The organism is Streptomyces dengpaensis (genome assembly GCF_002946835.1).
In the GTDB taxonomy this organism is placed as follows: domain Bacteria; phylum Actinomycetota; class Actinomycetes; order Streptomycetales; family Streptomycetaceae; genus Streptomyces; species Streptomyces dengpaensis.
Map to the genome: position 1 here is coordinate 87,105 of NZ_CP026652.1, position 25,776 is coordinate 112,880.

Consider the following 25,776-nt stretch of genomic DNA (forward strand, 5'->3'; position numbering starts at 1 on the left):
GGGGAATTGGGGCCATGATTGGATTCCGCCCACGACAGAGGTCACACTCATGCCAGATCCGTTCGCCGAACTGTTGCTCCGGCTCCGGAAGGACGCAGGCCGGACGCAAGAGCAGCAGGCAGACGCGATCAACGCTGTCTCCGGCCGGGCAACCCTGACCCGCCGGGAGATCAGCCGCTATGAGAAGTTCGAGAACGTCCCTACGGACCACACACTCGCCCACATCGCAGCGGCCTCCGGCGTCCCCTTCGAAGAACTACTGCGGGAGGCCAAGGCCGCCCGCGCCCGACGGAGGAGGTGGAACGTCCGTGAAGAGGAGGACCAGGACGACGTGAAGCGCCGCAAGCTGCTGGGCAGCGCCGTCATCGGCGTAAGCGCGGCTGCCGAGCCCTGGGGGCGACTCGCCTTTGCTCTCAGCAGGGGCTCCCGCATCGACACGCCCGCTGCGGTCGCGCTCATCAACCGAGCTGCTGACCTGCACGTCCAGGAACTCAATCTCAGTGCCCGCCGCCTGCAGAGCACGGTTGAGTCGCACCTTGACGCGATCACCGCCGCCCTGCCTCACGCCGGCGAGCACGAACGGGCTCTCACCATCGCAGCCGGGGAGACCGCTGCCCTTGCCGGATGGGTGGCCTGGGACCTGGGCGAGTACGACAAGGCTGGCGCCTATTACGACGTCACGACTGAGTGCGCGGCGAAGGCCGGGCATCCTCCCCTCAGAGCCTTGGCCCTCACCTACGCCAGCTACGGGGCTCCGACACCGAAGAGGAAGCTAGAACTCCTGGCCCAGGCCTCCCAGGATGTGCGCGGCCACGGCAACGCCGCGGCCGCAGCCTGGGTCCTCGCAAGGCAGGCGGAGGAAGCTGCCGCGGTCGGCGACGAGACAGGTGCGCTGCGTGCGCTTGATCGAGCACGCTTCGCTTACGACTTCGCGGATCACACCAGCGAACAGGCATGGGTCCGCTTCGTGACGCCGTACCGGATGGATTCGTTGGCCCTGTCCGTGTACGGGCAGTTGGGGCGATCCGAACTCACCGCCACGGCCGACACCGCGGTCGACCGCCTCGGGGACGAACTACCGGATGGCGGCGTCGTCGTCCTCGGTGATCTCGCCTCGGCCCTCCTGCGCGGAGGGGACGTCGAACAAGGCGTCTACGTATCGCGCCAGTTCACGGCCGCGTCACAAGCCAAGCCCAACACGATGGGCAAGGAACGCGCCGCGAAAATCGCCGCGTGGCTCCCCGACAGTGAGCGGGAACTCGCCCATCACTTGCGGCAGTTCGCGTCCTGAATCGATCCCCTCGTTCGGTACACGGGCAAGCTCAGGACACGAGCGCCGTCGCTCGTCAGTCCCGCGTTGTCTCCTCAACAACCCACGACAGGTACGCCTCCGACCCGCCGGTCACAGGCAGCGTGATCCACTGAGGGACGTCATACGGGTGCTTCTCGGACAGCCATGCCTCCAGCTGCGGGAGACGGTCTGTCGTCGTCATGTACGAGATACGCCACTCCCGCGCCGTCTCGACCTCGTTCTTCCACCAGTAGACGGCGGTGATCGGCGCGTCGATGTGAACGCCCGCTGCCAACTTGCTCTCAACCGCGCCCCGTGCCAGCGCCCTTGCCTGTTCCTCGTTGTCGATGGTCGTCTGCGCGATCACAATCTCGTTGGCCATGCAACTGCCTCTCCAGCTCGGTATACCACGACCCTACCCAGCACGTGGCTTGCCCCCGCGCAGGCCCTGATCACCGAGGACGTCTTGACGTGACGCCTGGGTCTGCTGCTGCCGCGCAACTGCGGCAAGAAGCCGTTCGGGATCAGACATCCCGGGCACGGATACCCAGGCGCGCATCTCCTGGTCGGACAGGCCATCGACGGTGACTTGTGCGTAGCCGGCTGCGGTGTTCGGGGGGACGAGAGAGCGGAACGCAGCATCGGAGATCAGGAAAGCCATAGGGAACCCGGGCTCGGAGGTGAGGGCAGCCCTGAGTGCCGGAGCGTTGACCATGCGGGCGACTTGGTCCCTGCTGGCCCCGGTCCATCCGTGGTGATCGTGGGCTACTGCGCCTGTGTGCAGGGCTGCCCGAAGCCGCAACTGTGCCTGGGGTGAAGCCAGCCGATTGAGGTCGCGCAGTGCTTCGAGCAATGCGCGGGGCAGGGTGGCGAGCACCCGTTCCAGGGGGACGGTCGCCGGGAGGAGCGCGATCAGGCTGCCGTCGCCGCCGTCCTCGATACTGACGTGCTTGGGCTGAATACCGCAGGACTGGACTGCGTTGTCGAAAACCGCCTGCAGCGCTCTTTGGAGAGAGTGTTGCTCGGGTGTGTTGCGATGGCTGAATTGCTCGATGTCCAGTGCCAGAAGTGTGCCCCAGGTCGGGGTGTCGACGCCTGGAGCGAGGAAGAGCTGAGCAGACGTGCGGCGGCTTGATGGCGGACGGGATTCCGCTGTGGTCCAGCGGTCCTGTCCTTGTGGCGCAGGGTCGTCGAACACGAGTGTTTCCGCGGCGTCGCTGCCCTCGGCCGCCGCGGCGGCGTCGGCCTCGCGGGACTTGATGACCTGCGCCTGGTGCTGCTCGAAGCGAGCCTGCGCCTCGGCGTACTGGCGCTCCCACTCCTCGCGCTGCTTCTCGTAGCCCTCGAGCCAGTCGTTGGTCTCGGGGTCGAAGCCCTCGGGGTAGATGTAGTTGCCCTGGTCGTCGTAGGACGCGGCCATGCCGTACAGGGTCGGGTCGAACTCGACCGAGGCCGGGTCGGCACCGAAGGACTCGTTGGCCTGCTTCAGCGAGAGGCTGATGCGACGACGCTCGAGGTCGATGTCGATGACCTTGACGAAGATCTCGTCGTTGACCTGGACGACCTGCTCCGGGATCTCCACGTGGCGCTCGGCCAGCTCGGAGATGTGGACCAGACCCTCGATGCCCTCGTCCACGCGGACGAACGCACCGAACGGAACCAGCTTGGTGACCTTACCCGGGACGACCTGACCGATCTGGTGCGTACGGGCGAACTGCTGCCACGGGTCTTCCTGCGTCGCCTTGAGCGACAGGGAGACGCGCTCGCGGTCCATGTCGACGTCGAGGACCTCGACGGTGACTTCCTGGCCGACCTCGACAACCTCGGAGGGGTGGTCGATGTGCTTCCAGGAGAGCTCGGAGACGTGCACGAGGCCGTCGACGCCACCCAGGTCCACGAAGGCACCGAAGTTGACGATCGAGGACACGACGCCGGAGCGGACCTGCCCCTTCTGGAGGGTGGTGAGGAACGTCTGGCGGACCTCGGACTGGGTCTGCTCCAGCCAGGCACGGCGGGACAGGACCACGTTGTTGCGGTTCTTGTCCAGCTCGATGATCTTCGCCTCGAGCTCCTTGCCCACGTAGGGCTGGAGGTCGTGGACACGGCGCATCTCGACGAGAGACGCGGGCAGGAAGCCGCGGAGGCCGATGTCGAGGATGAGACCACCCTTGACGACCTCGATGACGGTACCGGTGACGATGCCGTCCTCTTCCTTGATCTTCTCGATCGTGCCCCAGGCACGCTCGTACTGGGCGCGCTTCTTCGAGAGGATCAGGCGGCCTTCCTTGTCCTCCTTCTGGAGAACAAGGGCTTCGATCTCGTCGCCGACGGCCACGACCTCGTTCGGGTCGACGTCGTGCTTGATCGAAAGCTCGCGGCTCGGGATGACACCTTCGGTCTTGTAACCGATGTCGAGCAGGACCTCGTCCCGGTCGACCTTCACGATGACGCCGTCGACGATGTCGCCGTCGTTGAAGTACTTGATCGTCTCGTCGATCGCGGCGAGGAAGGCTTCCTCGTTACCGATGTCGTTGATGGCGACGGGTGGCGCGGTGGCCTCTGCGAGATCTATGGCCACCGCCGTGGCAGGCCAGGCTGCGGCGAGATGCGGGTGCGTTGCCTGCCACGGTGCGGCGGCGTGGGCCGCAACCGTGCTGGGCGCGCTGTGCCGGCGGCGCGCCCGGGACGGCGGTGGGCTGCTGTGCCAGCTGTCGCTGCTCTTTTCCAGCAGGTTCTGGCACACCGTGTAGGAGGCTTTGACCAGCCGTGCGACGGGGTGGTCTGCTCCGACCAGCTCGGTGATGGTCCGGCATTGCCGCCGCAGGTCCCGGCAGATCTGTGCCGACCGGGTGTGTTCGGTGGTCGAGCGCACGCATTCGAGCCGGGCTACCGCGAGGTTGCCGGTCGCGGCAAGGGTCTGAGGATGGCACGCGCCGAGGCGCCGGGACAGGCGGGTGCTGATGAAGGCCAGCTGTGTGGTGGCCCGGTCCAGGCGTGCTGTTGATTGGGCTGCCCGTGCGCACTCAACCTGCACGGCGGCGAGTTTGCCTTGCACGACCAGTGCGCGGGGATGGTCGGCACCGAGTATGGCGGACAGGCGCTGGCTGGCCGCTTCCAGTACTCCTGCCGCATGCTCGAGCCGGTCGTTGGACTGCGCCTCACGTGCCGACTCGACGTAGGCCAGCGCGAGCTGAGCCACGATCAGGTAGCCCTGCGGGTCGCGAGAGTCGAGTGTGGCGAGGGCGGTCAGGGAGGCGTTCCTGAGCTCTGCCATCGGCGCGTCATCGACGTCCTGCGGCTTCTTGCGGCGGCCGAGAGTGACCCGCACGCCTGCAAGAAGCTGGCGGATTTCGGCAGGTGGCGTGCCAGGTGCCGTGCCGAGGTGGTCCTCGGCCTGGGCCAGCCAGTGGGCTGCCTGCTCCGGCTGCGTACTGGCACTTATGGCCGCGAGGTTGGCCAGAGCCCGGCCCCGCGACCAATCCGGACCGCCGCCGCTGTCAGATGCCGGAGCCGACGGGATCGCGGGTAAGGCGCCGTCTCCCGGCGCGGCTGGAGGGCTGTCGGCGCTGGCATCAGCTGCTCCGCCCCGCCCGGTGCTGCGGGGGACAAAAGCGGCTGTTGCCTGATCGCTGGCCAAGAGCCGCTGGGCCTCATCTGGGCGGCCGAGGCAGGTGAGCAGCACAGCGCACCGGTTGGGATCGCCGCCCGGCGGACGGCCCTGGGGCGGGTGTGAGACGAGCTGCTTCACCAGGGCGTAGGAAGCGTCGTTCAGCCCCATCTGGTACAGCAGCCACGCCAACCGCATCACGGAGACAAGGTCGTCGCCATAGGCAGGAAAATCTCCCGCAGCCCACCGGGCCGTGAATGTCTTCAGTGCATCGGGCACCGTGACTCGGCGGGCATCGCGCAGTGCCGCTTCAGCACACGCCACAGCATCTTCATACGAATCGATCATGCCTCACCCCCCTTGTCGCCGCTGAGCGACCCGTGTGCGCGCAACGCCTTCGTGAGGTCGTCGAGCAACCGTAGGCGGAAAGCGTCCAAGTCCAGTCGGTCGACCAGCCTGCTGTCGCCCAAGTGGTCGAGAAATTTGAGAGAGTCTTCCGTCCGAGCACACAGCTGGGCCACCACCGGGTCCCTGATGTCCTGAGGAGACCACGCGACGGCCTCTGCCTTGGGTGATATGTCCAAAGTGGCTGTGCTGGAATCCCCGTCGCCGCAAACTGGAGGGGTTTGATGGTGTGCTCCGGCGCGCGCCTGCGCGCTGTGCGCCTGCCCGGCACCGGGGGCGGCGGGGAGCACGACCGCTTCCTCGGGTGAGGGGGCCGCAGCCGACTGAGCCGCCGGCAGAGGACTGCCGGTCAGCCATTGCGCCAAGCTCAGAGCGGACAGCCCTGGGAACGCCTCCATCGCACTGTCGATCGCCGTGGCGATCACCCCGTCGGCGGCGCTGGGACCCGACCAGCGAGGGGAGCTGGGTCCCATGAGCACACCCACCAGAGTCTGCTCCGTATCCGCGGTCACCCGTTCGACAGGCCCGCCGCCGAAGGCGCTGTAATCCTTGGCCGGCCCGTCCAGCACCAGCTGAAGAGTCGTACGGCAGGGAGCATCCTGCGCGTGGTCGTGCACGACGTCGTCCACCGTGCCGTGCAACGGGCGCCGCACGCGCGGGGGGGTGTAAGGGGCCAGCCAGTCATCGCCCTTGACGACATGATCCATACGCGGAGTGGGAAGAACCTGACTCGGCCGGGCCACCACCAAGATCAAAGCAAGGCCGGCCTCCGGCTGCAAGTCGACAACCCGCCCTTCCAGCTCCACCGGTTCTTCGCCGGCCAGCTCCAGGACCAGCGTGGAGCCGTTGTCGAGCGACTGCACGCACTCAATGAGCGTCATGACGAAGAAACGGGTGATGAAAAACCCGCCGCCCAGCACGGCATTGTGCTGACACAGGTCGACCCAGTACTCGTCTTCGTTCATGAGTCCCTCAGATCCGTTCGCGTACGATCGGCCATGGGCCGAAAACCTCAACTGTTCGTGCACCCGCCTTCCGTAGGCGCCCCGCTCGTCTTGCACCCACAACGCTGCCTTGTGCCCCATCGGTTCCGCCCGGACAGGCACACAAGAAGTGAGGGCGCACGGCAGCAAGGCAGGCGCACAACGGAGCGCGAAACCCCCTCACGCACGCCTCCCGCTGGTCATGCGCGCCCCAGAGCGCGGCTGGCGCCCGAGATCACGGCGGTCGCCAGCAGCCATCCGGACACGATGAGGAAAACGGCAACCGCCTTGTCCCAGCCCGCAGGATCGAAAGCGGAGCGGTAGCCCAACGAGACGACGGGCACCAACAGATCCACGCAGTACAGCACCGGATCGAAGACGCGCTGGCCCGAACCGCCCACCCGGGCGGGCGTGCGCACCGAGAACCAAGAAGAGCCCGCCGCCACCAGAGCCAGCAACCACAGCAGCGCCCGCCGCGGAGCGTACCCATAGCCGAACAGGACGTCCTGCACAATGCCCCAGATCCGGCCGGTGAACCGGTCCCCACGCCGCAGGTGCCGCTCCCGTGCATGGCGTACAGTCCGCGCCGCTCTCTCGTCCCCGGACAACTGGTAGGACACGGCCAGTTGTTCGAAGACGCCGACCCCTGCCTCCTTGTCGAGGGCGAGCCAGCCGAGCCGGCCCTTCACATCCACAGGCGAGGCGGAACCCAGGCGTTTGTAGACCAGCCCCTCGATGTCGAGGTTGCCCGGGAGAGGCCAGGCAGACGGATCGTCGACCAGGGCGCCGACGTGAGCATCCCGCAAGACGATTCGTCCTTGCGGAGCGCTGTGCAGGTCAAGGCGCAGCCGCGGGGTCGTCAGCCTGCTGAGGACAAGTCCCGCGTGCGGGCCGGCCAGGGTGGCATCGTGAAAGGTGACCACGGACTCGACGGCGGCTCCCCGCAGGAGGACCTGGCCACTGGTGTGGAAACCCCAGTCCGCGTAAAACCCCCGGCCGCAGGCCAGCCCGGTGGCATCCAGGCCGCCGACCCGCGCCCCGTTCAAACCGACAGCGTGCCCGACCCGGGCGTCGCGCAGATAGAGCGCTCCGGTGGAGTTCAGGTCCTGTCCCTGGACAGCGCCGTCAACCCGCAGCCGGGGGGCAAAACACGACCACAGGCCGGTGGAGAACAGGGACAGCTCCTCTGCCACCAGGTTGCCGGCGATCCGCGCGTCCGCAAGCCGCAGCGGCGCATGAGCAGAAGACTCCGGCACCCGGCGCGGTGCCCGCACCCCGTCGCGCACGGCGCCCACCCCGGTGCCCAGTGCCATCGGCTGGCCAGGCTCAGCACCGATGCGGCAGCCGGCCAGCCGCACATCTCCCTCGACCGCAAGGCCGTCGGCCATCAACGCGGGAACACGCGAGGCACCGAGATCCAGCGACACCGCCGAAAGACCGCGCAGATCCAGAGGGTCCGCAAAGTGGCACTCCACGAACTCCAGTCCGAAACCGAGCCGCCGGTGCGTCAGATCCACCGGACCCACGATGCGCGCACCCCGTAACCGGAACGGCCCGGACGCCGGGTCGTGGCCGGCCACCGCGGCCTCAAGTCTGCTCGCCCCGATGGACCTTCCCGCCGCCGCCACACGCTGCAGCCGGGCCATATCACCATGCCACGCCATCGCCAGATCCCCCGATACGTTCCGCAGGCATATCACCACAACATGCGCCACCACGGGCCCGGTTCGGACAGACTGGGCCGATGAGCGGATGCACCTACTTCGGTGAGGAAGCAGCGGCCGCACTGGAGCAGTGGCAGCGCGGCGGGCGCACGCTGGACTTCGTGGAGGCACTGCCGGACGGCGGCAGCGGAGCCCGGCTGGCCATCTTCCATCACGACGGGGACGCAGACCACCCGGAACACAAACTGCTGATCAAACTCTGCGCACCGGACGAAGGCGCCGTCACCGAACCCTACGACCTGGATATCGCATGGAAGTCAGGCCCGCCGTTCAACAAAGGAGCACGCACCTTCGACTTCCCCGACCGCCGCCTCGTCCGACAGGTCTACCCGCCGCTGGCGGTGGGAGACACCTGGCTGATGTTTCTCAGCATTGCCCTCGACGACCGCGGGGATCACGAACTGACCCCGCTCAGTGGGCTCACTTCCCCCACAGAGCGCGCCACCGTTGCCGCAGCAGTCATCCGTTCGGTGCTGAGCGAGTGGAATCCGGACCCGGGCGCCGATCACACCATGTCGGCGCTGGAATACCTGCGCCAGGCGCTCGGCCACCGGGCAGCCCCCGACAGCCGACTGGCCCGCACGGCAACCCGCGTTCTGGGCGCCGACGCCCAGCGTCCGCACATTACGTTGCCGGGCTGCTCCGAATCCCTGCCCAACCCCCTGCTGTTCCCCAGCTCGCCGCTGGCCGGACTGAAGCCACCCACCGTCGCTCTGGGACGCGCCCACTACGACCTGCACCCCGCCAACATCATGGTGGAGACGACCCCCTCACTCGTCCCCGACGCCCATCGCCTCGTCGACCTGTCACGCTTTCAGCAACGCGGCCTGCTGGCACGGGATCCGGTACATCTCACACTGTGCCTGGTCTGCGACTACCTCCCTGAGCTGAGCGAGCGAGCCCTCAACGACCTGATCGAACTTCTCACCGCAGACGCGGCACCCGACCCGAACGAGGACTTGCTGCCTGCCAGCTTGCACTCGACCATTCAGCAGACACGATCCGCGCCGGACGACTGGCGCCTCACCCGGCACTACTCCTTGACCGATTGGCGCCCCCAGTATCTTCTCGCCCTCCAAGCCTGCGCCCTGATGTTCGTCACGCGACGCGCACGCGAAAGAGAACAGACGTGGTTTCTGGAACTTGCCGCCCGCGCCTGCGCCGCCTTCGCCCCCGTGGCCAAGACCATCTCATCGCCCCCACAGCCACCCCCCACAACCCCAAAGGACACCGCTACGCCACCACGCTCCTTGGCGGAATTCCCCACGCCCACAGCTGTCCAGGCAGAACTGGAACGCCAGCGCCCGCAGCTGACCCACGCCCTGAACCGGCTCTCCGACGCCCGCTTCGACCGCATCCTCGCCGAGAACCTGCGCACGGTCATCCACCGATGCGAGAAGCTGGAACGAATGGCGGCCCATACCCCCTCCACGCACCCCAACGCTGCAGTCGATCCGCCCTGGCAACCGGTGCTCGAGACAGCCCGTGCCCTGGACGAGATCCGAACCTGGCACGAGCACCGGCCGAACAGCCGTGAAGAATTTCAGCGCGTCCGAGACCAATTCCTCGCCGCCCTCAGCACGCTCCTGGACCATCAGGACCCGACAACGGAAGATCTATCCGCAGGCCCCCGCCCATAGCACCATCCCCAGCACCGTCACCACCCGCACAGCCCCGTGCCACGACCGAAGCGCCACGGCTCTCCCGCGTCTACTCGACCACCTGGTCCCTGGCCTGCTCCAGACCGAGGGCTCCGCGCGGGCCGTGCTCAGCACCAACGCCCGGCTGCTGGACCTACCGGACGACGCCGCAGCGCGCCTCGAACGGTCGAAAGTCCCTCCACGAACCGGGGCACCGGGTTCGTCATGCTGGTCGAAGAGGGCGTCATCTACCACCGGTTGGGTAACGCAGGGTCTGGTACGGCACCCAGGCCCGCCGCCGGCACGAGCACCCCCGCGAAGTCCTCAAGCGAGTCGAACGCCCACGCGCTACCCGTCACGGTGAGGGTCGTACGGGCGGGCCTGAACTCCGGATAACCTCCCCGTCTCCGGAGTCCATGAACTGGCCGGGATCACCGCGTAGGGATCAACAACGGTGCACCGCCCGTACGATGCCAGCGTGACCGCCCGCCGCACCCTTGGCACCGGCCCTCAGGCTCCGGCGCACAGCATCCGCGCCGCCCAGGCCGATCTCCTCGACGCCCTGCCCGGTGTCCGCCTCCCCGACCTTGACGAGCTGCGGGGCCGGGGAGTGCTCGGAGCGCAAACGGCGGCGCCCCGGGGGCCGCGCCGTGTTCTTGGAGCCGGCGGCCGCCCGGTCGACGACCCGTCCACCTCGCTCGGCTGACGCGCCCTCAGCGCCGCCGTTATCTCAGTGGGCATTTAGAGACCGTCCATGTCGGTAAGTAACTTTCATGGCCGTCAGGTTTGAGGTGTTTGCCCCATACGCGCACTCTCGCGTCCATCGAGCTGCGAACTTGGCCGCCCGTTTGCTCCGGTTCTCGTGCGCGAAGTCCGTCTGGTTCGAAGATCAGGCAGAAACGCCCAGCAGCAGCGGAACAGCACTGTCCGCCGCATCCATGATCACGCTGCGCGCGAAAGCGCGAGGCTAAGGCTCGGCATCGGATCGGACGGGCCGCTGAACCCATTCCTGGGCATCTTCTGCGCGGTGACCCATCCGGCGCGTCCCGAAGAGGCCGTCGACATCACCACTGCTGTGCGGGCTTACACCCTCGGTAGCGCTTGGGCGCAGCGCCGTGAGCACGAACTCGGCCTGCTCACCCCCGGCTACCTTGCCGATCTCGCCGTACTCTCCCAGGACATCTTCAGCGTCGAGACAGAGGCACTTCCCACCACAGAGAGCGTGCTCACCATGGTCGGAGGAGCTATCTGCCACCGAACCGGCGCATGCTGACCACCGGGTCTCATCCTCGCCCGCCTGCCCTGGGGCACAGCTCAACCTCGCGGGCGAGGTACTGCCGGGCGAATTCGCTATTCTCACCCACATACGACGCCGTGATGCGCTACGCGGTGCTTCGCGAGCAGCACCCCTAGCCTGAAGTCGTCCACGCCGTGATTGTTGGACACGATCGCGGCGTGGACGGCCCCTGCGTCCAGGAGCGCACGGATGAGCGTCGTGGGAAGCAGCCCGAAGCGCCGACCGCCATGCTTGCCCCGGGGCCCAGATCCGTCAGGGGCGCCGCCGTATCCTGGTACACCTTGTCCATCATCGCTCCCCTGCTGCCTGCTGCACACGGCCGGTGACCTCGCCCAGACCTATGCTTCCGGACCTGACGGCGCTGCGGCGCCGCCTTGAGGATCTCTATGCTCCCACTCCTGAAGACGGCGTCGAAGGCCCGAGTGCGGCGGCTGTCGCGGTCGCACAGCAGGTCTCTCCTCGGCCTTCCGCGGCCTCGCCCGGGAAGCTCCCGTAGCGCAGTCCGCCGTGCGAGTGCGTGGGCCAGACCGGCCACTGCCGCTTCCAGCGGGCGATTTCCGAGGACGGCAGGATCTGCAGCCAGCGCGGGTCTCGGGCGCTGCGGTCGGCGAGCGTCTTCTCCTTGACCATGGAGTCGTACTGGTCGAGGGAGTCCTCGAGGGTGTTGGCGTTGGGCACGATCTCGTGGCCGAAGAACCGCGCGTGCCGCCTGACCCCGGGGATCCGGGAGAGCTCGGGCTGCCAGTTGTCGGCCGCCACACCGTTCTCCGAGGAGACCCAGATGCCGTCGGGGGTGTTGAGCACGAGCGAGTGGTTGCCGTCGGTGTGGCCGGGCGTCCACAGCAGGCTCACGCCGACGCCGAGTTCCACGTCTGCGTCGAAGGCGGCGACGCGGTCCTCGGGCACACCATCCATGCCGCCGTCGACGTACCAGGCCCACTGCATCGGGTGCGGCGAGGCGAAGGTGCCCAGCTCCTTGCGGTGCACCAGCAGGGATGCGCGGGGGAACAGCGGCTCGGGCGGGGTCGCCTGTCCGGGGAGGGGCTTGGAGCTGCCCATGATCAGCCGGACGTCCTGAACGTGCAGGTGGTCGAAGCTGACGTAGTCGACGTCCTCCGGACGCAGACCGCACAGGGGCAGCACCTCCTCGGGCTCGTGGTAATAGCGGGTGAACACCCGGTCGCTGAGGAAGTCACCTGCCAGGCGCTTGAGTTGGGCGTAGAAGGGGGCGGTGCTCGACCCGGCGGCGACGGTGGGTTCCCAGACCAGGGTCCTGGGCACTCCGTCGAAGCCGTCGAAGTGCACGACCAGTACCCGGTTGACGATGTTGACGAACGGGTTCGGACCGATCGCGGCGCCGTGGAAGGCGTACCGGGTGGGGTACGGCGCGGCCGCGATGTCGAAGCTGCGCACCGCGTGGATCCGGCCCTGGCCGCGGAAGCGCTCGCGATAGGCGAGGGCGGCCTCGCGCACGGCCTGGAGCCGGTCGCCCCGTGGCCACACCTCGTGCACGCCCTCGAATTCCGGGATCGTGCGCATGCCTGCGCTGACGGTGTCACCAGGCGGTGGCTGCTCGGTTCCGGGCGCGCTCATCGTTCCGTCCTTTCCGTGGTTTGTGGGGCGGCGCCGCCGGTTTGTGTCGCGGTGCCGCCGCTGTCGCGCTCGTAGGCGGCGCGTACCGACGGGTCCGTGAGCGCGGCCAGCTGGTCGGGCACGACCAACCGCAGCCACCCCGCCCGGGCCTTGGCCGGCAGCAGCGCGGAGACCCACGGGACCAGACCGATGTGCCGCGGTACGAACACCTCGGGCCGGGGGCGGAGGACCACGCTCAGGACCGTTCGGGCGACGTCCTGCGGGGTCAGACGGCGGGTGGGGCCGGCGCTGGTGCCGACCGCCAGCTCGGTGTCCACGACACCGGGCATGACAAGGGAGACCTGGACACCGCTGCCGCGCAGTTCGGCCCGCACCGCGGAGCTGTAGCCGTGGACGGCGTGCTTGGTGGCGGCGTAGGTGGCCTCGCCCATGGGGGTCACTTTGCTGGCCGCGGACGCGATATTGACGATGTGTCCGCTGCCGCGGGCGCGCATCCGGGGCGCCGCGAGCTTCATCCCGCGCAGCACCCCGTGCACGTTCACGTCGAACTGGCGGACCGCGGTCTGCTCGCCCTCGTCCGCGAACGGCCCGACCCACATGATCCCGGCGTTGTTGACCAGTACGTCCACGGGCCCGAACCGCTCTTCCGCCCGGTCCAGGAAGGCCGCGAACGACGCGGTGTCCGTGACGTCCAGGGCGAAGCCCGCCGCATGGCCGTCCTCGGTGCGGCAGATCTCCTCCGCCGCGGTTCGGGTCGACGCCTCGTCCAGGTCTCCGAGCGCGACCAGGGCGCCAGCCCCCGCCAGGGTGTCCGCGACGGCCCGGCCGATGCCGCGGCCCGCGCCGGTGACCGCGACCACCCGGCCCTCGAGCGGCGATCGGGCCGAGCGGGGCAGCGGTCTTCCCGTCCCACGGCGTACCGACTCGTCTGTCATGGCTCTCCGTCCTTGCACGCATCGTGCGGGCCGCCTGCCAGAACTCAATCTGACATGGAGCAGGGTCAGATTGATCGGGCATGCTGTCAAGGAGTCCGACAGGAATGCAGTGAGGTGGGCGTGACGGCACGGGGCGAGGGACGCCGGTACGGGGGCCGTGACGCGGCACAGCGACGCGAGGAGCGGCGAGCACGGCTGATCGCCGCCGGACTGGAGCTGTTCGGCACCACCGGCTACGCGGCCACGTCGGTGAAGAGCATCTGCCGGGAGGCCGGGCTCACCGAGCGGTACTTCTACGAATCGCTGCGCGACCGGGAGGATCTGCTCGCCACGGTCTACGACGAGCTGATCCGCGGGGTCCAGGTGGCGACCTTCGCCGCAGCCGACCAGGCCGGTCCGGAGCTCGAAGCGCAGGTCCGCGCCGGCCTCGACGTATTCGTCCGCGCGCTGACCGACGATCCGCGCAAGGCCCGCATCGTGCTTATCGAGGTGGTCGGGGTCAGCCCCCGCCTCGAACAGCGCCGCCACGCGGTCATGCACGAGTTCGCCGACTTCATCGCCGCCGTCGCGCTCCGCCACATGGGGACACGGACGACGCCGAAACTGCCCATGATGGCGATCGCACTCGTCGGCGGCGTCAACGAACTCCTGGTCGACTGGACGCTCGGCCGCCAGAAAGGCAGCGTCGAGGAGATCGTGGATCTGTGCACCCTGCTGATCGTCGCCGCGTACGACGCATTGGCCCGTCAAGCCTGAGGACGCCACCCCCGGGGTTCATCGCGACGGGGCCGGGGGCGAGGCCAAGGACACTGCGCCGTCGCCGGGCCGAGTTGGCCGTGGCCGAGCAGGAATGGATGGAGTGGGCCATGGCCCGCTCGCGGTCGGCGAGGTGTGACCCCCGATGCGGGCAACGCCGCGCCCAAGCAGTCCGGATATCGCCGGGCATCGAGGAGCAGGCCGGAAAGACGTCGCCAGCGTCGGCGCGGCGAAGGCGGGCTTTGACAGCGGGCTCCGGCCCCACCTGACAGTCAGGGCTGGCTCCACCGGTGTTGGCGGCAACATCATCGAGACCGGCGCCGACTCCTACCGCCTGGCCCATGCCAAGACTCGGCAGGTCGGCGGCTGACAAGACCGCCTCCGCGATCACGCAGTGGAGGTCCTGTCAGCCCGGACCCGCGCCGATACGGGCCAGGACCTGGTCGGCCAATTCCTGCGGGTTTGGCCATCGAGGTGACAACCCCTCGGACACCACGGCCCTCGTCCCGATGGTGGCGAAGACCCAGCACAACCACCAGGCCGCCGGACTCCCCGGCGACATCCAACTCTGGCTCGCCGACAGCGGATACGCCTCCACCGCAGCTTTCGAGGCCCTCGCTGACCTGCCACTGCTGGTCTCGGTCACCAGCGAAGCCCACCAGGCAGGATTCCCCGCGAAGCGCCAAAACGCGCCCGCCGGCCAGCACGCCATGGCCGCCCGCCTCGCCACCCCGGCCGGTCAAGCCCAGTACCGTCAAGGCAGCGCCCTGGTCGAACCAGGATTCGCGCAACTCTTCCAGCGGTTCGGCCGCCACCTCAACTACCGCGGCGGCCAAGAGGTCGACACCGAGATCAAGCTCCTCGGCACAGTCCACAACCTCAACAAGATCCTCAGCCACACAGCCGAAACTCGCTCTTGACCATCACCAAGCGGAAGTTGTGCGACAGCCTCCGGCCCGTCCGGCGGCCGCACCCGCGAGCTGAACCGGCAGGGCCATGCAGTGGCCCGCTGCACGATCGAGCGCCTGATGCGTGAGGTCGGCATCGCCGGCGCGGTCCGCGGCAAGAAGGTCATCACCACCCTCCCGGACCCGGCCGCCGCCCGGGCCCCGGACCGCGTCGACCGCGAGATAGGGCACATCCCGCCCGTCGAATACGAAGCCAATGCCGTACGCGGCCCTGGGCGCGGGTTCACCAGACCCCCGCGCCGGACAGCCACGACCCGACCAGAAACCCCGGAGGACCCCGTGCGGCGACGCACCTTCGCCGGCTCCGCTCTCGGCCTCGCAGCCGCAGCCGCCCTGCCTCCTGCCCCAGCCCACGGCGCGCTGCGCGTCGGCATGAGCGACGCCGACCGTCTTGAGCACGCCTTCCAGCAGCTGATCGCCTCCGACAACGAGCACGGCGCCGCCCTCGACATCCAGACGCGTGCCCTCGCGTTCGCCCACCACGCCATGGAACTCCAGCAGGTCGGCTCAGCCAGCCAGCGCGTCCGCGCCCGCCTCTACTACCTGGCAGCCGCATTCACCGGCACCGCCCTGTGGGCCGCCATCGACACCAGACAGACCGACCGCGCCCAACGCCACCTCGACCGAGCAATGACGCTGGCCAGCCTGTCGGGCAGCGAGGAAATCCGGCTCCGGCTGCTCGGGCACGCCACCCTCCTCGCCAGCCAGCAGGACAATCCCCACGACGCGGTGGCCGCAGCGCAGGCCGGCCGCGCCTCCTCCATGTGCCGCCGCGACCCCGTGTTCCGTTCCCTGGCCTCAGCCCGCCTCGCCGGGGTCCTGGCAGCACAAAAGGACCATCGCGGTGTGGAACGTGCCCTCGACAGCGCCCGCGACGCCCTCGCCAAAGCGGACCCGCACACCCAACGGCCCGCCTGGGTCGGCTTCTACGACCGTGCCGAACTTGAAGGGCTCTCCGCGATCGCGTGCACCAAGCTCGGTCAACACGAGCAGGCAGAGGCGCACTTCCACCGCACCCTGGCCCAACTACGGCCCGAGTACCGACGCAACCGCACCTACTACCGCACCCAACTGGCCCTTTCGCAGATCAGGCAACGCGACGTAGAGCACGCCTATGCCACCGCGAGCTCTGTACTGACCCGCGACGGCGATGATTCACTGACCGGGCGATCAGGACGCCTGCTGGACGAGTTCACCCAGGCTCTGGCGGCCATCGCCCCAGGCAGCCGCTATGCAGCCGACTGGGCCGACCAGCACGCGAACGCCAGGAGGGCATGACCATGGACGTCGAGGTCAAGCACTACACCGCCGAACAGCTCCCCGAGATCCGGCACATCATCCTCGACATTCATGCTGAAGTCCGCCACGGTGACTTCAAGTTGAACAACGACTTCAACAGCGTGGAACGGTTCGACGAGCGCCTCGCCCGCTACTCCTCCCGCCCCGGCTTCACCGCAGCGGTCGGCTGGGAAGGCGACGAACCAGTCGGCTTCGCATTCGGCATCACGCTCGGCCCGGACAGCACATGGTGGCGCTCGATGACCACGCCGCTGCCCGACGGCTACACCACCGAGGACGGAAAACGCACCGTCGCCCTCAACGAGATCGTCGTCCGCAAGCCGTGGCGCGGGCGGGGCGTGGCCTGGCAGATCCACGAAGAATGGCTGGCCCGCCGCACCGAGCAGCGCGTCACCCTCCTGGTGAACCCGGCCGCGGGCAACGGGTCCGTGCAGGCCGTCTACGAGGCGTGGGGCTACCGGACCGTCGGCCAACAGCAGCCGTTCCCCGACAGCCCCGTCTACGCGTCCATGACCCGCGAACTGGCCTGACCCATCCAGACGTTCACGCATCGACGGCGGCGCTGAGCGCGCCCACGTCCGGGCGCGGCCCAAAGGCTCGCAGGCATCGCGGACGCGAGATCGGCCACGCCGCCGCAGCCTCCACCGAGCGGAGCGTGCCTGTGGCCTTGTCGGTGTCCCGGTGGCTGGTCCAACCGCACCCGGCGCCGTCGAACACCTCCATGAACTGCACGCCCGCCTCACGGGCCCGGTTGAGGGTGCCCGCGTTGTAGGCGACTGCGGACTTGGCGAGCGTCGCCGACTCCGCCCATGCATGCACCGGCTCCCAGGCACCGTTGCGGTAGATGACGTACGTCAGTTGGTGCTCGCCGACGTTCCACGCGGCTCACCCCCGCTCGCGCGGGGAGGACCCCGATCCGGAGTCGTGGGCCGAGGCTGTCGCCGGCTCACCCCCGCCTGCGCGGGGAGGACTCGCAGATGGCCACACCGTTGGGCGCAGCGACCGGCTCACCCCTGCCTGCGCGGGGAGGACACCTGGTCGATGTAGCGGGTCAGGCCGCCCTGCGGCTCACCCCCGCCTGCGCGGGGAGGACCGCTCGACCAACGGCCGCTCGGCCACCGCGACTGGCTCACCCCCGCCTGCGCGGGGAGGACTCGTCGTCCGCCGGGCGGTACGGGGCGGTGTACGGCTCACCCCCGCCTGCGCGGGGAGGACGCCCGCACGTCGTGGGCCCTGGACTCCGGAGGCGGCTCACCCCCGCCTGCGCGGGGAGGACCCGGTTGCCACTGAGTCACAGGGCGGGACCTCCGGCTCACCCCCGCCTGCGCGGGGAGGACACCGTCGTCCCGATGGAGACGGCCCGAGTCCCCGGCTCACCCCCGCCTGCGCGGGGAGGACATCCGGAGCATGGCGTCCTGATGCTCGTTCAGCGGCTCACCCCCGCCTGCGCGGGGAGGACCGACGGCAGGACGGGCACCGGTACTCGTACTGCGGCTCACCCCCGCCTGCGCGGGGAGGACAACGCCCGGCTGCTGCTCCATCAGTCCCGGCACGGCTCACCCCCGCCTGCGCGGGGAGGACCGGTCCACGAGGGTGAACATGCTCGCCGCGTACGGCTCACCCCCGCCTGCGCGGGGAGGACGACAACGCGTGCCGCCAATACCCGGCCTTCTTCGGCTCACCCCCGCCTGCGCGGGGAGGACTCGTTGAGCTTGTTCTTCGCCGACTCCAACGACGGCTCACCCCCGCCTGCGCGGGGAGGACACCACTGAGGAATGCCACCGAAGAGCAAGGGACGGCTCACCCCCGCCTGCGCGGGGAGGACACGAATCCGCCGAACCGGTTGAGGACGTAGAGCGGCTCACCCCCGCCTGCGCGGGGAGGACGTGACGGGCACCCAAGGGTGGGACCGCGCGGACGGCTCACCCCCGCCTGCGCGGGGAGGACGCGTGCCGCTGCCGGCCACGTCAGCCCTTCAGCGGCTCACCCCCGCCTGCGCGGGGAGGACGTGGTGGTGGTGAGGGTGTCCATGGCGGGCTCCGGCTCACCCCCGCCTGCGCGGGGAGGACTTCGGGCTGGACCCGGTCGCCAACTTCATGACCGGCTCACCCCCGCCTGCGCGGGGAGGACGATGCTCGTTCCCATCCCCGTGGACCGGTGACCGGCTCACCCCCGCCTGCGCGGGGAGGACCTGAGCGCAGGTCTCACGGCTGGACGGCTCGGCGGCTCACCCCCGCCTGCGCGGGGAGGACGCCAAGGATGCCGGTATCGAGAACCTGTCCGCCGGCTCACCCCCGCCTGCGCGGGGAGGACCTCGGAAACCATTCCGACGGAAACGCGAACGGCGGCTCACCCCCGCCTGCGCGGGGAGGACGCCCGGGGGGGGTGATGGCCCCCCGGGCCTCAGCGGCTCACCCCCGCCTGCGCGGGGAGGACGCGGTGAACGAGAACTTCGGGTGGCTGCGCGATGGCTCACCCCCGCCTGCGCGGGGAGGACGGCTGCGTCTGCCACTGCGAATACGGGCTCGGCGGCTCACCCCCGCCTGCGCGGGGAGGACTCCGGCATGCGACGGGCCAGCGCGTCGAGCACCGGCTCACCCCCGCCTGCGCGGGGAGGACGGGTCGCTGGGCCGCTGCCACCCGTGGTTGATCGGCTCACCCCCGCCTGCGCGGGGAGGACATCCGCTTGCGGGCGATACGCCTGAAGTCGTGCGGCTCACCCCCGCCTGCGCGGGGAGGACGATGGGAGAGGGCTCATGAGTCGCATGCAGGGCGGCTCACCCCCGCCTGCGCGGGGAGGACTGGGCCGCCTCCGCACCGCTACCGACCTACAGCGGCTCACCCCCGCCTGCGCGGGGAGGACGGCATCGCCGCCGCACGCCTCGACGGCCACAGCGGCTCACCCCCGCCTGCGCGGGGAGGACGAGACCCTGGACCAGTTCACGTGGAACCTCGACGGCTCACCCCCGCCTGCGCGGGGAGGACGTGGATTTTCTCGCCGACCTCGCGCAATGAAGAGGCTCACCCCCGCCTGCGCGGGGAGGACCCGTGGGCCGCAGACGGCCGGTAGGCGCCCACCGGCTCACCCCCGCCTGCGCGGGGAGGACAATGCTCCCCCGCTCGCCTTAGGGGGCCCGTGCGGCTCACCCCCGCCTGCGCGGGGAGGACACACACCCCGATGGCCCCGGCCAAGAGGAAGCCGGCTCACCCCCGCCTGCGCGGGGAGGACCCATGGCGGCGGGCGGCGGAGAGATCAGCAGCCGGCTCACCCCCGCCTGCGCGGGGAGGACGCGTCATGGCCTACGGGGCGTACCAGTTCGCGCGGCTCACCCCCGCCTGCGCGGGGAGGACGCACTCCGCGGCCACGTAGGCCTCGGATGCGGCGGCTCACCCCCGCCTGCGCGGGGAGGACCTGTACACCGAGTCGATGTTGTTCAGCGTCAGCGGCTCACCCCCGCCTGCGCGGGGAGGACTGCCAGCCCAACGTGTACTCGGGCAGGATGAACGGCTCACCCCCGCCTGCGCGGGGAGGACACGCGAGTCACGCGCAGCAGGTAGGGGCGGGCCGGCTCACCCCCGCCTGCGCGGGGAGGACATCGTCTCGATCCTCATCCTCGGGATCATCGTCGGCTCACCCCCGCCTGCGCGGGGAGGACTTCACGCTGGCCTGGTTGATCAAGCCGGCGTTCGGCTCACCCCCGCCTGCGCGGGGAGGACCCTTCGTGACCTGCGGCGTCAGGAAGGCTTTGCGATTACTTGACTACGAATGTTGCGCCGCATTGTGTTGCCTCTGGGTGGCCGCGTTGGTGGCCACACGTTACCGCTGAACACTGTCACGCGTGCTTGCAGTGCAGGCATATCCCGAGCTTTGGGGATGCGTTGTCGGTGGTGGCTGCTATCTCTGTATCCGCGGTGATTGTGCCGCAGGGGAGATGGGGGGCCGTATGACGGTGCCGACTGTTGATGTGCGCCTGTGGGGGAAACACAGGGGCCTGACAAGCTCCTATCCGGCGATCTGTCATCTGTTGGATACGGCAGCAGTTGCGGGGGCTTTGTGGGATGTGACGTTGACCGACGAGGCCAGGGCACGGACGGCGCGGCGGCTTGGTGTATCGGCGGAGGTGTGTCGGCAGTGGCTGTGCCTGTGGGCCGGGCTGCACGACATCGGGAAGGTCAGCCCGCCGTTCCAGGCGATGGTGCCAGAGGCATACAAGGCGCTGGCCGACGATCCCGCATACGTGCACAAGCCGGGCGCGGAACGGGAAAGCCTGCGCCATGATGCAGCCGGGCACTGGGCGTTGACGCAGATCCTGGCCGAATGGAACTACGCCCAGGCACGTACTCCTTCCCAATCTCCGCATCATCAGGTCGCCCAGTTGCTGGGGGGCCATCACGGCTGCTTCCACCGCTCGCTGGAGATCAAACATCTGAAGGATCTTGAGGGGTGGATGCCGGGGCTGGGCGGTCCCGGGTGGGCGGCGCAGCGGCGCGCGCACGCAGAGGCGGTGCGGCACCTGGTCGGCGGCGACGGCGGGATGCCGGCGCTGGAGCGGGCGTTGCCAGCGGATGTTGCGGTGCGGTTCCTGGGGATGATCGTGGTCGCGGACTGGCTGGTGAGCCAGGAGAGCGTGATCGAGGCAAGGTTGCCCGCCGAGGGCTGGGAGGCCGGCGAGGGGGAGTTGCGGCGGCACTGGGGTGGGGCCGTTGCGCAGGCCAGGAGTGTTGTGACGGCGGCCCGTCTGGGTGTGGCGCGGTTTCCTGCTCGCGATTTCGGCGAGCAGTTCCCGTTCGTGCCCAATGCTCTGCAGGCCTCTGTGGCGGAGGATTTGGCGGGGCTGGTGGACGGCGGGGGAGGAGGCTTGTTGCTGGTCACCGCGCCGACCGGGGACGGCAAGACCGAGACGGCGCTGCATGCGGCGTCGGTCATGGCACGGGCCTCTGGGGCGGGCGGCCTGTATTTCGCGCTGCCGACGATGGCCACGGCGGACGCCATGTTCGGCCGGGTTGCCGATTTCGCCGAGGCGAACGTGGGCGGGGACCGGGCCCTGACGCTGCTGCACAGCATGGCGTGGCTGAGCGACGCCTACGGGCAGGCCGCGACGACGCTGGACGCCGCGGTCGGCGGGGGCCTGGGTGCGACGGTGTCCGACGGGCACACGGCCACCGATGCCGGGCAATGGCTGCGGGGCGCCAAACGGGGTCTGCTCGCCCCATTGGGCGCGGGCACTATCGATCAGGCGCTGACCGGGGTGCTGCCCGTCCGCTACAACGTGCTGCGTCTGCTGGGTTTGTCGAACAAGGTGTTCGTGGTGGACGAGGCGCACGCCTACGGGCCGTGGATGCACAGTCTGCTGGTGCGGTTGCTGGAGTGGCTGGGGGCGATGGGCACTCCGGTGGTGCTGTTGTCGGCGACGTTGGCGGGCCGTGCGGCGACGTCGCTGGTGGAGGCCTACCGGCGCGGATGCGGCTTTCGTGATCCGGCGGCGGTGCAGCCGGTGTATCCGGGCTGGCTGTATGTGGACGCCGGCACCGGCGCGGTGTCGTCCCCGCGGCCGGTGGCCAGCGGCAGGCCCCGCACCGTGCGGCTGGACGTCGAGGGCGTCGCATGGGACACCAGCCTCCGGGGCACAGACGCTGTCGGGGCTGGTACCCGCAGTGCGGTGCTGGTTCGGCATCTGGAGCCGGTGGTGACCGGCGGCGGGTGCGCCCTGGTGTGCTGCACAACGGTGGCGGAGGCGCAGCGTACGTATCGGCTGCTGCAGGACCGGTTCCCCGAGTTGGCGGCGGAGCCGGATGGGCTGATGCTGCTGCATTCGCGGTATCCGGCGCAGCGCCGCAAGGAGATCACCGACGCCTGCGAGGCGGCGTTCGGCAAGCCCCGGTCCGATGACGCGCCGGGCCGGCGGCCGCGGCGGGCGATCTTGGTGGCCACGCAGGTGGTGGAGCAGTCACTCGACCTGGACTTCGACCTGGTGGTGACGGATCTGGCACCGCTGGCACAGCTGTTGCAGCGGGCGGGCCGGTGCATGCGACACGAGCGCGAGGGGCGCCCGGCTTGGGTGGGTGACGATCCTCGGTTGGTCGTCCTGGAACCCGCCGTCGACGGGCAGGTCGCGGTGCCGCGCACGTGGGGGACCGTCTACGACGCTGCGCTGCTGCGCCGGACCTCGGTGTTGTTGCGGGAGTCGCAGACGGCGGGGATCGCGGTGCCCGGCGATGTGCAGCGGCTTGTCGATGCCGTCTATGCGCAGGACTTCGCGGACCGGCTGCCGGCCGCGGCGGCCGACCAGCTGCGTCGGCAGGACGCCGAGCGTGAGGCGTCGGAGCTGGCCGAGAAGCAGTTGGCCGCGATGACGACCGTGCCGCCGCCCACCGGCCTGGTGAACCTGGCCAAATTGAGCGGCGAACGCACAGATCTGCTGGACGAGGCGTTGGTGACCACCCGGCTGGGCGCGGACTCCGAGCGGGCCGTGTGCCTGTACCGGCAGCCCGACGGAGGCTGGACGCTCGATCCGCAAGGCGAGATCCCCGTTCCGGCCGCCGATCGTGCCGGCGGCGGCAAGCGACTGGAAAGGGACGGTGTCCGGGCGGTCATGCGCCAGACCGTGCCGATTCCGGGCCGGTGGCTGGCAGGGCGCGGCCCCGACCAGGAAGTACCCGCGGGGTGGGCGGACCAGCCGGTCCTGTCCGACCTGGTGGTCCTGCGCATGACCCCGACCCCGCAGCAGCAGCTGGACGGGGATCCGCCCGGCAGCAGCTGGTCGTGCCGGGTCGGCGACCACACGCTGACGATGTCCGACATCGGACTTCGTCGATCGGCCTGAAACCCCATCACTCTTGCCATAGTGTGGCCTCACCCTTTCGGCGTACCCGGTACGCCGAAAGGGCTCTACCCCCGCTCGCGCGGGGAATCGGCCAGCAGTTCGAGGCTTTGACACCCCGTCACTCGGCTCACCCCTGCCTGCGCAGGGATGCAGGAAGCCTACCCATTTCCTTTTCGGAGGCCCTATGCCTGTCGCTGACCTCTACGACCTTTGGGACCGGCCGGCGGTGCCGGTCCGCTGGGCGGAGCACGCGCCGCCCGACGACCGACCCGAAACGGTCGGGTTCCGGGACCTATTGACGCGCGCTCACGAGATCGCCGGCATCGCGGTGCCGTTGCCGCCCGCGTTGTCGGCCCTGTACCGGGTGCTGTACGCGCTGACGGCCCGCGTCACCGGCCTGGACGCGCCGGACGGGTGGCACGAGCGCCGCTACGAGGTGCTGGACCAGGGCCAGTTCACGCCGGAATGCGTCGACGTCTACGCCGACCGCTACCGTGACCGGCTCCGTCTCTACGACCCGCAGCGCCCGTTCCTGCAGGACCCGCGGCTGGCAGAGCAGTGCGACAAGCCGGCCGGAGTGAACAAGCTGGTCACGACCCGGCCGTCGGGTTCCAACCACTCCTGGTTCCAGCACGCCGTCGACTCCCGGCCCGACCACCTCAGCTCCGCGGACGCACTGCAGCACCTGCTGGTGTGGCGGTACTACGGTCCGTCCGGCCGGTGCTCGGCCCGGACCGTCGGCGGGAAGAAAGAGGCGAATTCGACTGCCGGGCCGCTGCGCAGCGCCCTGTCCTACCACCCGGTGGGCCGGACCCTGTTCGAGACGCTGCTGGCGGGAGTGGTCGAACCCGACCCGTACGCCCGCCCCGAGGTGGATCTGTGCCCGTGGGAGCGCGATGACCTGCCCGACCCGCGCACCCTCAACAATGTCGTCACCGGACAGCTGTCCGGTCTGACCGCCCGCTCCCAGCATGCGCTGCTCCTGGTTCCCGACGACACCGGCCTTGAGGTGAGGGACGCCTACATCACGTGGGCGTTCCGGGACAGGCTGCCGCGGGACGACGACTTCCTGATCTGGCAGATCAGCCAGGCCGGCAACCCCTACGCCCGGTACGCGGATTCCGGGCGGGCGCTGTGGCGTGACCTGGACGCGCTACTGCTGAAGGAGTCCCCGGGCAAAGAGGTCCGGCGGCCTCGCGTGTTCGACAGCGCCGTGGACCTGGGCCTGGAGGACCTGCGGGTGCAGGCACTGGGGATCGAGCAGGAGGGCCAGGCCAAGGACACCCAGCTGGTGTCGGCGTCGACGCCCCCGGTCCTGTCGCTGGCCGAGGAACGCGACCCTGAGGCCGCCCGCATGATCGCCGGCTTGCGGATCAGCGGGGAGGCGGCCGGGTCACGGCTGAACCGGGCCACCAAGCAGGCCTGGGCAGTCTTCAGCAACGCACGCAAGGCCGAGGACTGCGCATGGTCGCGGGACGCGGCAGCACGGTACTGGCCGGCTGCGGAGGCGGAGTTCTGGCAGCGGCTCGGCGAGCGGCGTTTCGACGGCGCCGCACGGTCCTTCCGGCAGATCGCCGAAGGCGTCTACCACCAGGTCACACAGACCGCGGCCGGCACCCTGCGCGGCGCGAAAGCACGCGAGAGCGCCCGCATCGAACTGTACGGAGGACGCCCCAAGAAGCCTGCCGCGCAGGCTGCCCGCACCCCTGCCGCAGCAGGCGGCACCGAGACGGAGACCCCATGACAGACACCCACACCAGCGCGGCACCGGCACCAACCGCCGACGCCGGCTCACCATCACCCTGGCTGACACAGGCCAGGGGCTTCGTCGCCCGCATCGAAGCGGTCTGCGCCGCCGACCCGGGCGCGCGCGCCGCGCTGCGCAGCGGCCTGGGCAAGCCGCTGGACGAGGTGCCGCGGATGCACCGCATCGTCGCCCCCCTGCTCCCGCTGTCGGTGCGGGACGACGACACGCAGCGCGCCTTCTACACCTTGGCGTCGCTGATCGCCGCGCAGAAGTCCGAGGTGCTGCGGGCCGACCGCGCCGCCCCGGTCGCTGCTGCCACAAACACCAGTGGCGATGACCTGCCCGCACCGGTTCCCTCCCCCTACGGCCCCTCCCTGGGGCTGACGTTCGCCGCGGCGGTCTCGGCGGACGGCCGCAACGGACTGCGGGAGAACACCGCCGAAACCAGGCTGAACCTGCTCACCCGGCAGAGCACGCCGGGACTGCACCGCCACCTGCCCGCAGCAGTGCGGCAGCTGTGCGACAAGAAGACGCCACCGGACTGGGCCCAACTCCTGGTCCACCTGCGGGCCTGGCCGCGCGACCGCAAGAAGATCGGCCGCCGCTGGCTCCAGGACTTCTACCGCGCCCGCCACAAGGCAGCCCTCGACGCCGCCCGCGAAGCGGCCGACACGCTGCCCGACCATCCCACCGACGACCAGCCGTAA

Annotated in this window: 19 protein-coding genes, 1 pseudogene and 1 CRISPR repeat array; of the genes and pseudogenes, 13 read left to right on the forward strand and 7 right to left on the reverse strand. The window is 69.6% G+C overall.

All coding sequences use genetic code 11. The features are described from left to right. The first annotated feature begins 49 nt into the window (after positions 1–49). Positions 50–1,291 (forward strand): helix-turn-helix transcriptional regulator, encoded by a 1,242-nt coding sequence (locus C4B68_RS00440; RefSeq protein WP_099506689.1) that lies wholly within the window; start codon positions 50–52, stop codon positions 1,289–1,291. A 55-nt stretch (positions 1,292–1,346) separates the two neighbouring features. On the opposite strand, the gene cutA is transcribed toward C4B68_RS00440, so the two are convergent. The 4 genes and pseudogenes from cutA to C4B68_RS00460 form a co-directional block, all read right to left on the reverse strand. Continuing rightward, positions 1,347–1,673 carry a divalent-cation tolerance protein CutA gene (cutA, locus tag C4B68_RS00445; protein WP_099506690.1) on the reverse strand — a complete coding sequence of 109 codons (327 nt, stop codon included), beginning with the start codon at positions 1,671–1,673 and terminating at the stop codon, positions 1,347–1,349. A gap of 825 nt (positions 1,674–2,498) precedes the next feature. Then, positions 2,499–4,619: pseudogene (gene rpsA / locus C4B68_RS00450) on the reverse strand (30S ribosomal protein S1); the annotation flags it as partial. Between the two features lie 623 nt (positions 4,620–5,242). Continuing rightward, on the reverse strand, positions 5,243–6,268 hold the full coding sequence (locus C4B68_RS00455) for a hypothetical protein (protein WP_104879928.1): 1,026 nt from the start codon (positions 6,266–6,268) through the stop codon (positions 5,243–5,245). A gap of 218 nt (positions 6,269–6,486) precedes the next feature. Further along, positions 6,487–7,803 carry a hypothetical protein gene (locus C4B68_RS00460; RefSeq protein WP_143674539.1) on the reverse strand — a complete coding sequence of 439 codons (1,317 nt, stop codon included), beginning with the start codon at positions 7,801–7,803 and terminating at the stop codon, positions 6,487–6,489. A 308-nt stretch (positions 7,804–8,111) separates the two neighbouring features. Here C4B68_RS00460 and C4B68_RS00465 point away from each other — a divergent pair, with 308 nt between their 5' ends. From C4B68_RS00465 to C4B68_RS00480, 4 genes are all read left to right on the forward strand, one after another. Beyond that, a complete protein-coding gene (locus C4B68_RS00465) occupies positions 8,112–9,650 on the forward strand; it encodes a hypothetical protein (protein WP_146119946.1) in 1,539 nt (512 codons plus the stop codon). Then, positions 9,544–10,014: a Scr1 family TA system antitoxin-like transcriptional regulator gene (locus C4B68_RS42680; RefSeq protein WP_240634095.1), complete on the forward strand. Its 471-nt coding sequence runs from the start codon at positions 9,544–9,546 to the stop codon at positions 10,012–10,014. Before C4B68_RS00465 ends, C4B68_RS42680 begins: the two co-directional genes overlap by 107 nt. Before the next feature lie 114 nt (positions 10,015–10,128). Continuing rightward, positions 10,129–10,356 carry a hypothetical protein gene (locus C4B68_RS00475; RefSeq protein WP_143674537.1) on the forward strand — a complete coding sequence of 76 codons (228 nt, stop codon included), beginning with the start codon at positions 10,129–10,131 and terminating at the stop codon, positions 10,354–10,356. Between the two features lie 156 nt (positions 10,357–10,512). Further along, positions 10,513–10,923 carry an amidohydrolase family protein gene (locus C4B68_RS00480; RefSeq protein ID WP_240634096.1) on the forward strand — a complete coding sequence of 137 codons (411 nt, stop codon included), beginning with the start codon at positions 10,513–10,515 and terminating at the stop codon, positions 10,921–10,923. 408 nt (positions 10,924–11,331) lie between these two features. On the opposite strand, the gene C4B68_RS00485 is transcribed toward C4B68_RS00480, so the two are convergent. Together C4B68_RS00485 and C4B68_RS00490 are read right to left on the reverse strand one after the other, a co-directional pair. After that, positions 11,332–12,540: an MBL fold metallo-hydrolase gene (locus C4B68_RS00485; RefSeq protein ID WP_240634097.1), complete on the reverse strand. Its 1,209-nt coding sequence runs from the start codon at positions 12,538–12,540 to the stop codon at positions 11,332–11,334. Beyond that, on the reverse strand, positions 12,537–13,475 hold the full coding sequence (locus tag C4B68_RS00490; RefSeq protein WP_099506378.1) for an SDR family oxidoreductase: 939 nt from the start codon (positions 13,473–13,475) through the stop codon (positions 12,537–12,539). Before C4B68_RS00490 ends, C4B68_RS00485 begins: the two co-directional genes overlap by 4 nt. Positions 13,476–13,595: 120 nt before the next feature. On the opposite strand from C4B68_RS00490, the gene C4B68_RS00495 reads away from it, so the two are divergent. The 5 genes from C4B68_RS00495 (at position 13,596) to C4B68_RS00515 (ending at position 17,028) form a co-directional block, all read left to right on the forward strand. Beyond that, on the forward strand, positions 13,596–14,231 hold the full coding sequence (locus tag C4B68_RS00495; protein WP_240634098.1) for a TetR/AcrR family transcriptional regulator: 636 nt from the start codon (positions 13,596–13,598) through the stop codon (positions 14,229–14,231). 145 nt (positions 14,232–14,376) lie between these two features. Then, positions 14,377–14,601, forward strand: coding sequence for a hypothetical protein (locus C4B68_RS00500; protein WP_099506376.1), 225 nt, complete (start codon positions 14,377–14,379; stop codon positions 14,599–14,601). 139 nt (positions 14,602–14,740) lie between these two features. Next, positions 14,741–15,151, forward strand: a complete 411-nt coding sequence (locus C4B68_RS00505) for a transposase (RefSeq protein WP_099506375.1) — start codon at positions 14,741–14,743, stop codon at positions 15,149–15,151. 60 nt (positions 15,152–15,211) lie between these two features. Next, a complete protein-coding gene (locus tag C4B68_RS44545; protein ID WP_373682280.1) occupies positions 15,212–16,477 on the forward strand; it encodes an NsdA family TPR-like regulatory protein in 1,266 nt (421 codons plus the stop codon). Further along, on the forward strand, positions 16,474–17,028 hold the full coding sequence (locus C4B68_RS00515) for a GNAT family N-acetyltransferase (RefSeq protein WP_240634099.1): 555 nt from the start codon (positions 16,474–16,476) through the stop codon (positions 17,026–17,028). Before C4B68_RS44545 ends, C4B68_RS00515 begins: the two co-directional genes overlap by 4 nt. Positions 17,029–17,041: 13 nt before the next feature. Here C4B68_RS00515 and C4B68_RS00520 read toward each other — a convergent pair whose 3' ends face one another. Further along, on the reverse strand, positions 17,042–17,317 hold the full coding sequence (locus C4B68_RS00520) for a hypothetical protein (protein ID WP_240634100.1): 276 nt from the start codon (positions 17,315–17,317) through the stop codon (positions 17,042–17,044). A gap of 62 nt (positions 17,318–17,379) precedes the next feature. After that, positions 17,380–20,215: direct repeats of the CRISPR family, unit length 29 nt; unit sequence CGGCTCACCCCCGCCTGCGCGGGGAGGAC. A gap of 227 nt (positions 20,216–20,442) precedes the next feature. On the opposite strand from C4B68_RS00520, the gene C4B68_RS00525 reads away from it, so the two are divergent. From C4B68_RS00525 to casB, 3 genes are all read left to right on the forward strand, one after another. Further along, a complete protein-coding gene (locus C4B68_RS00525; protein WP_099506372.1) occupies positions 20,443–23,322 on the forward strand; it encodes a CRISPR-associated endonuclease Cas3'' in 2,880 nt (959 codons plus the stop codon). A gap of 184 nt (positions 23,323–23,506) precedes the next feature. Next, positions 23,507–25,066 (forward strand): type I-E CRISPR-associated protein Cse1/CasA, encoded by a 1,560-nt coding sequence (gene casA, locus C4B68_RS00530; RefSeq protein WP_099506371.1) that lies wholly within the window; start codon positions 23,507–23,509, stop codon positions 25,064–25,066. Next, positions 25,063–25,776, forward strand: a complete 714-nt coding sequence (casB, locus tag C4B68_RS00535) for a type I-E CRISPR-associated protein Cse2/CasB (protein ID WP_099506370.1) — start codon at positions 25,063–25,065, stop codon at positions 25,774–25,776. The genes casA and casB overlap by 4 nt, the downstream gene beginning before the upstream one ends.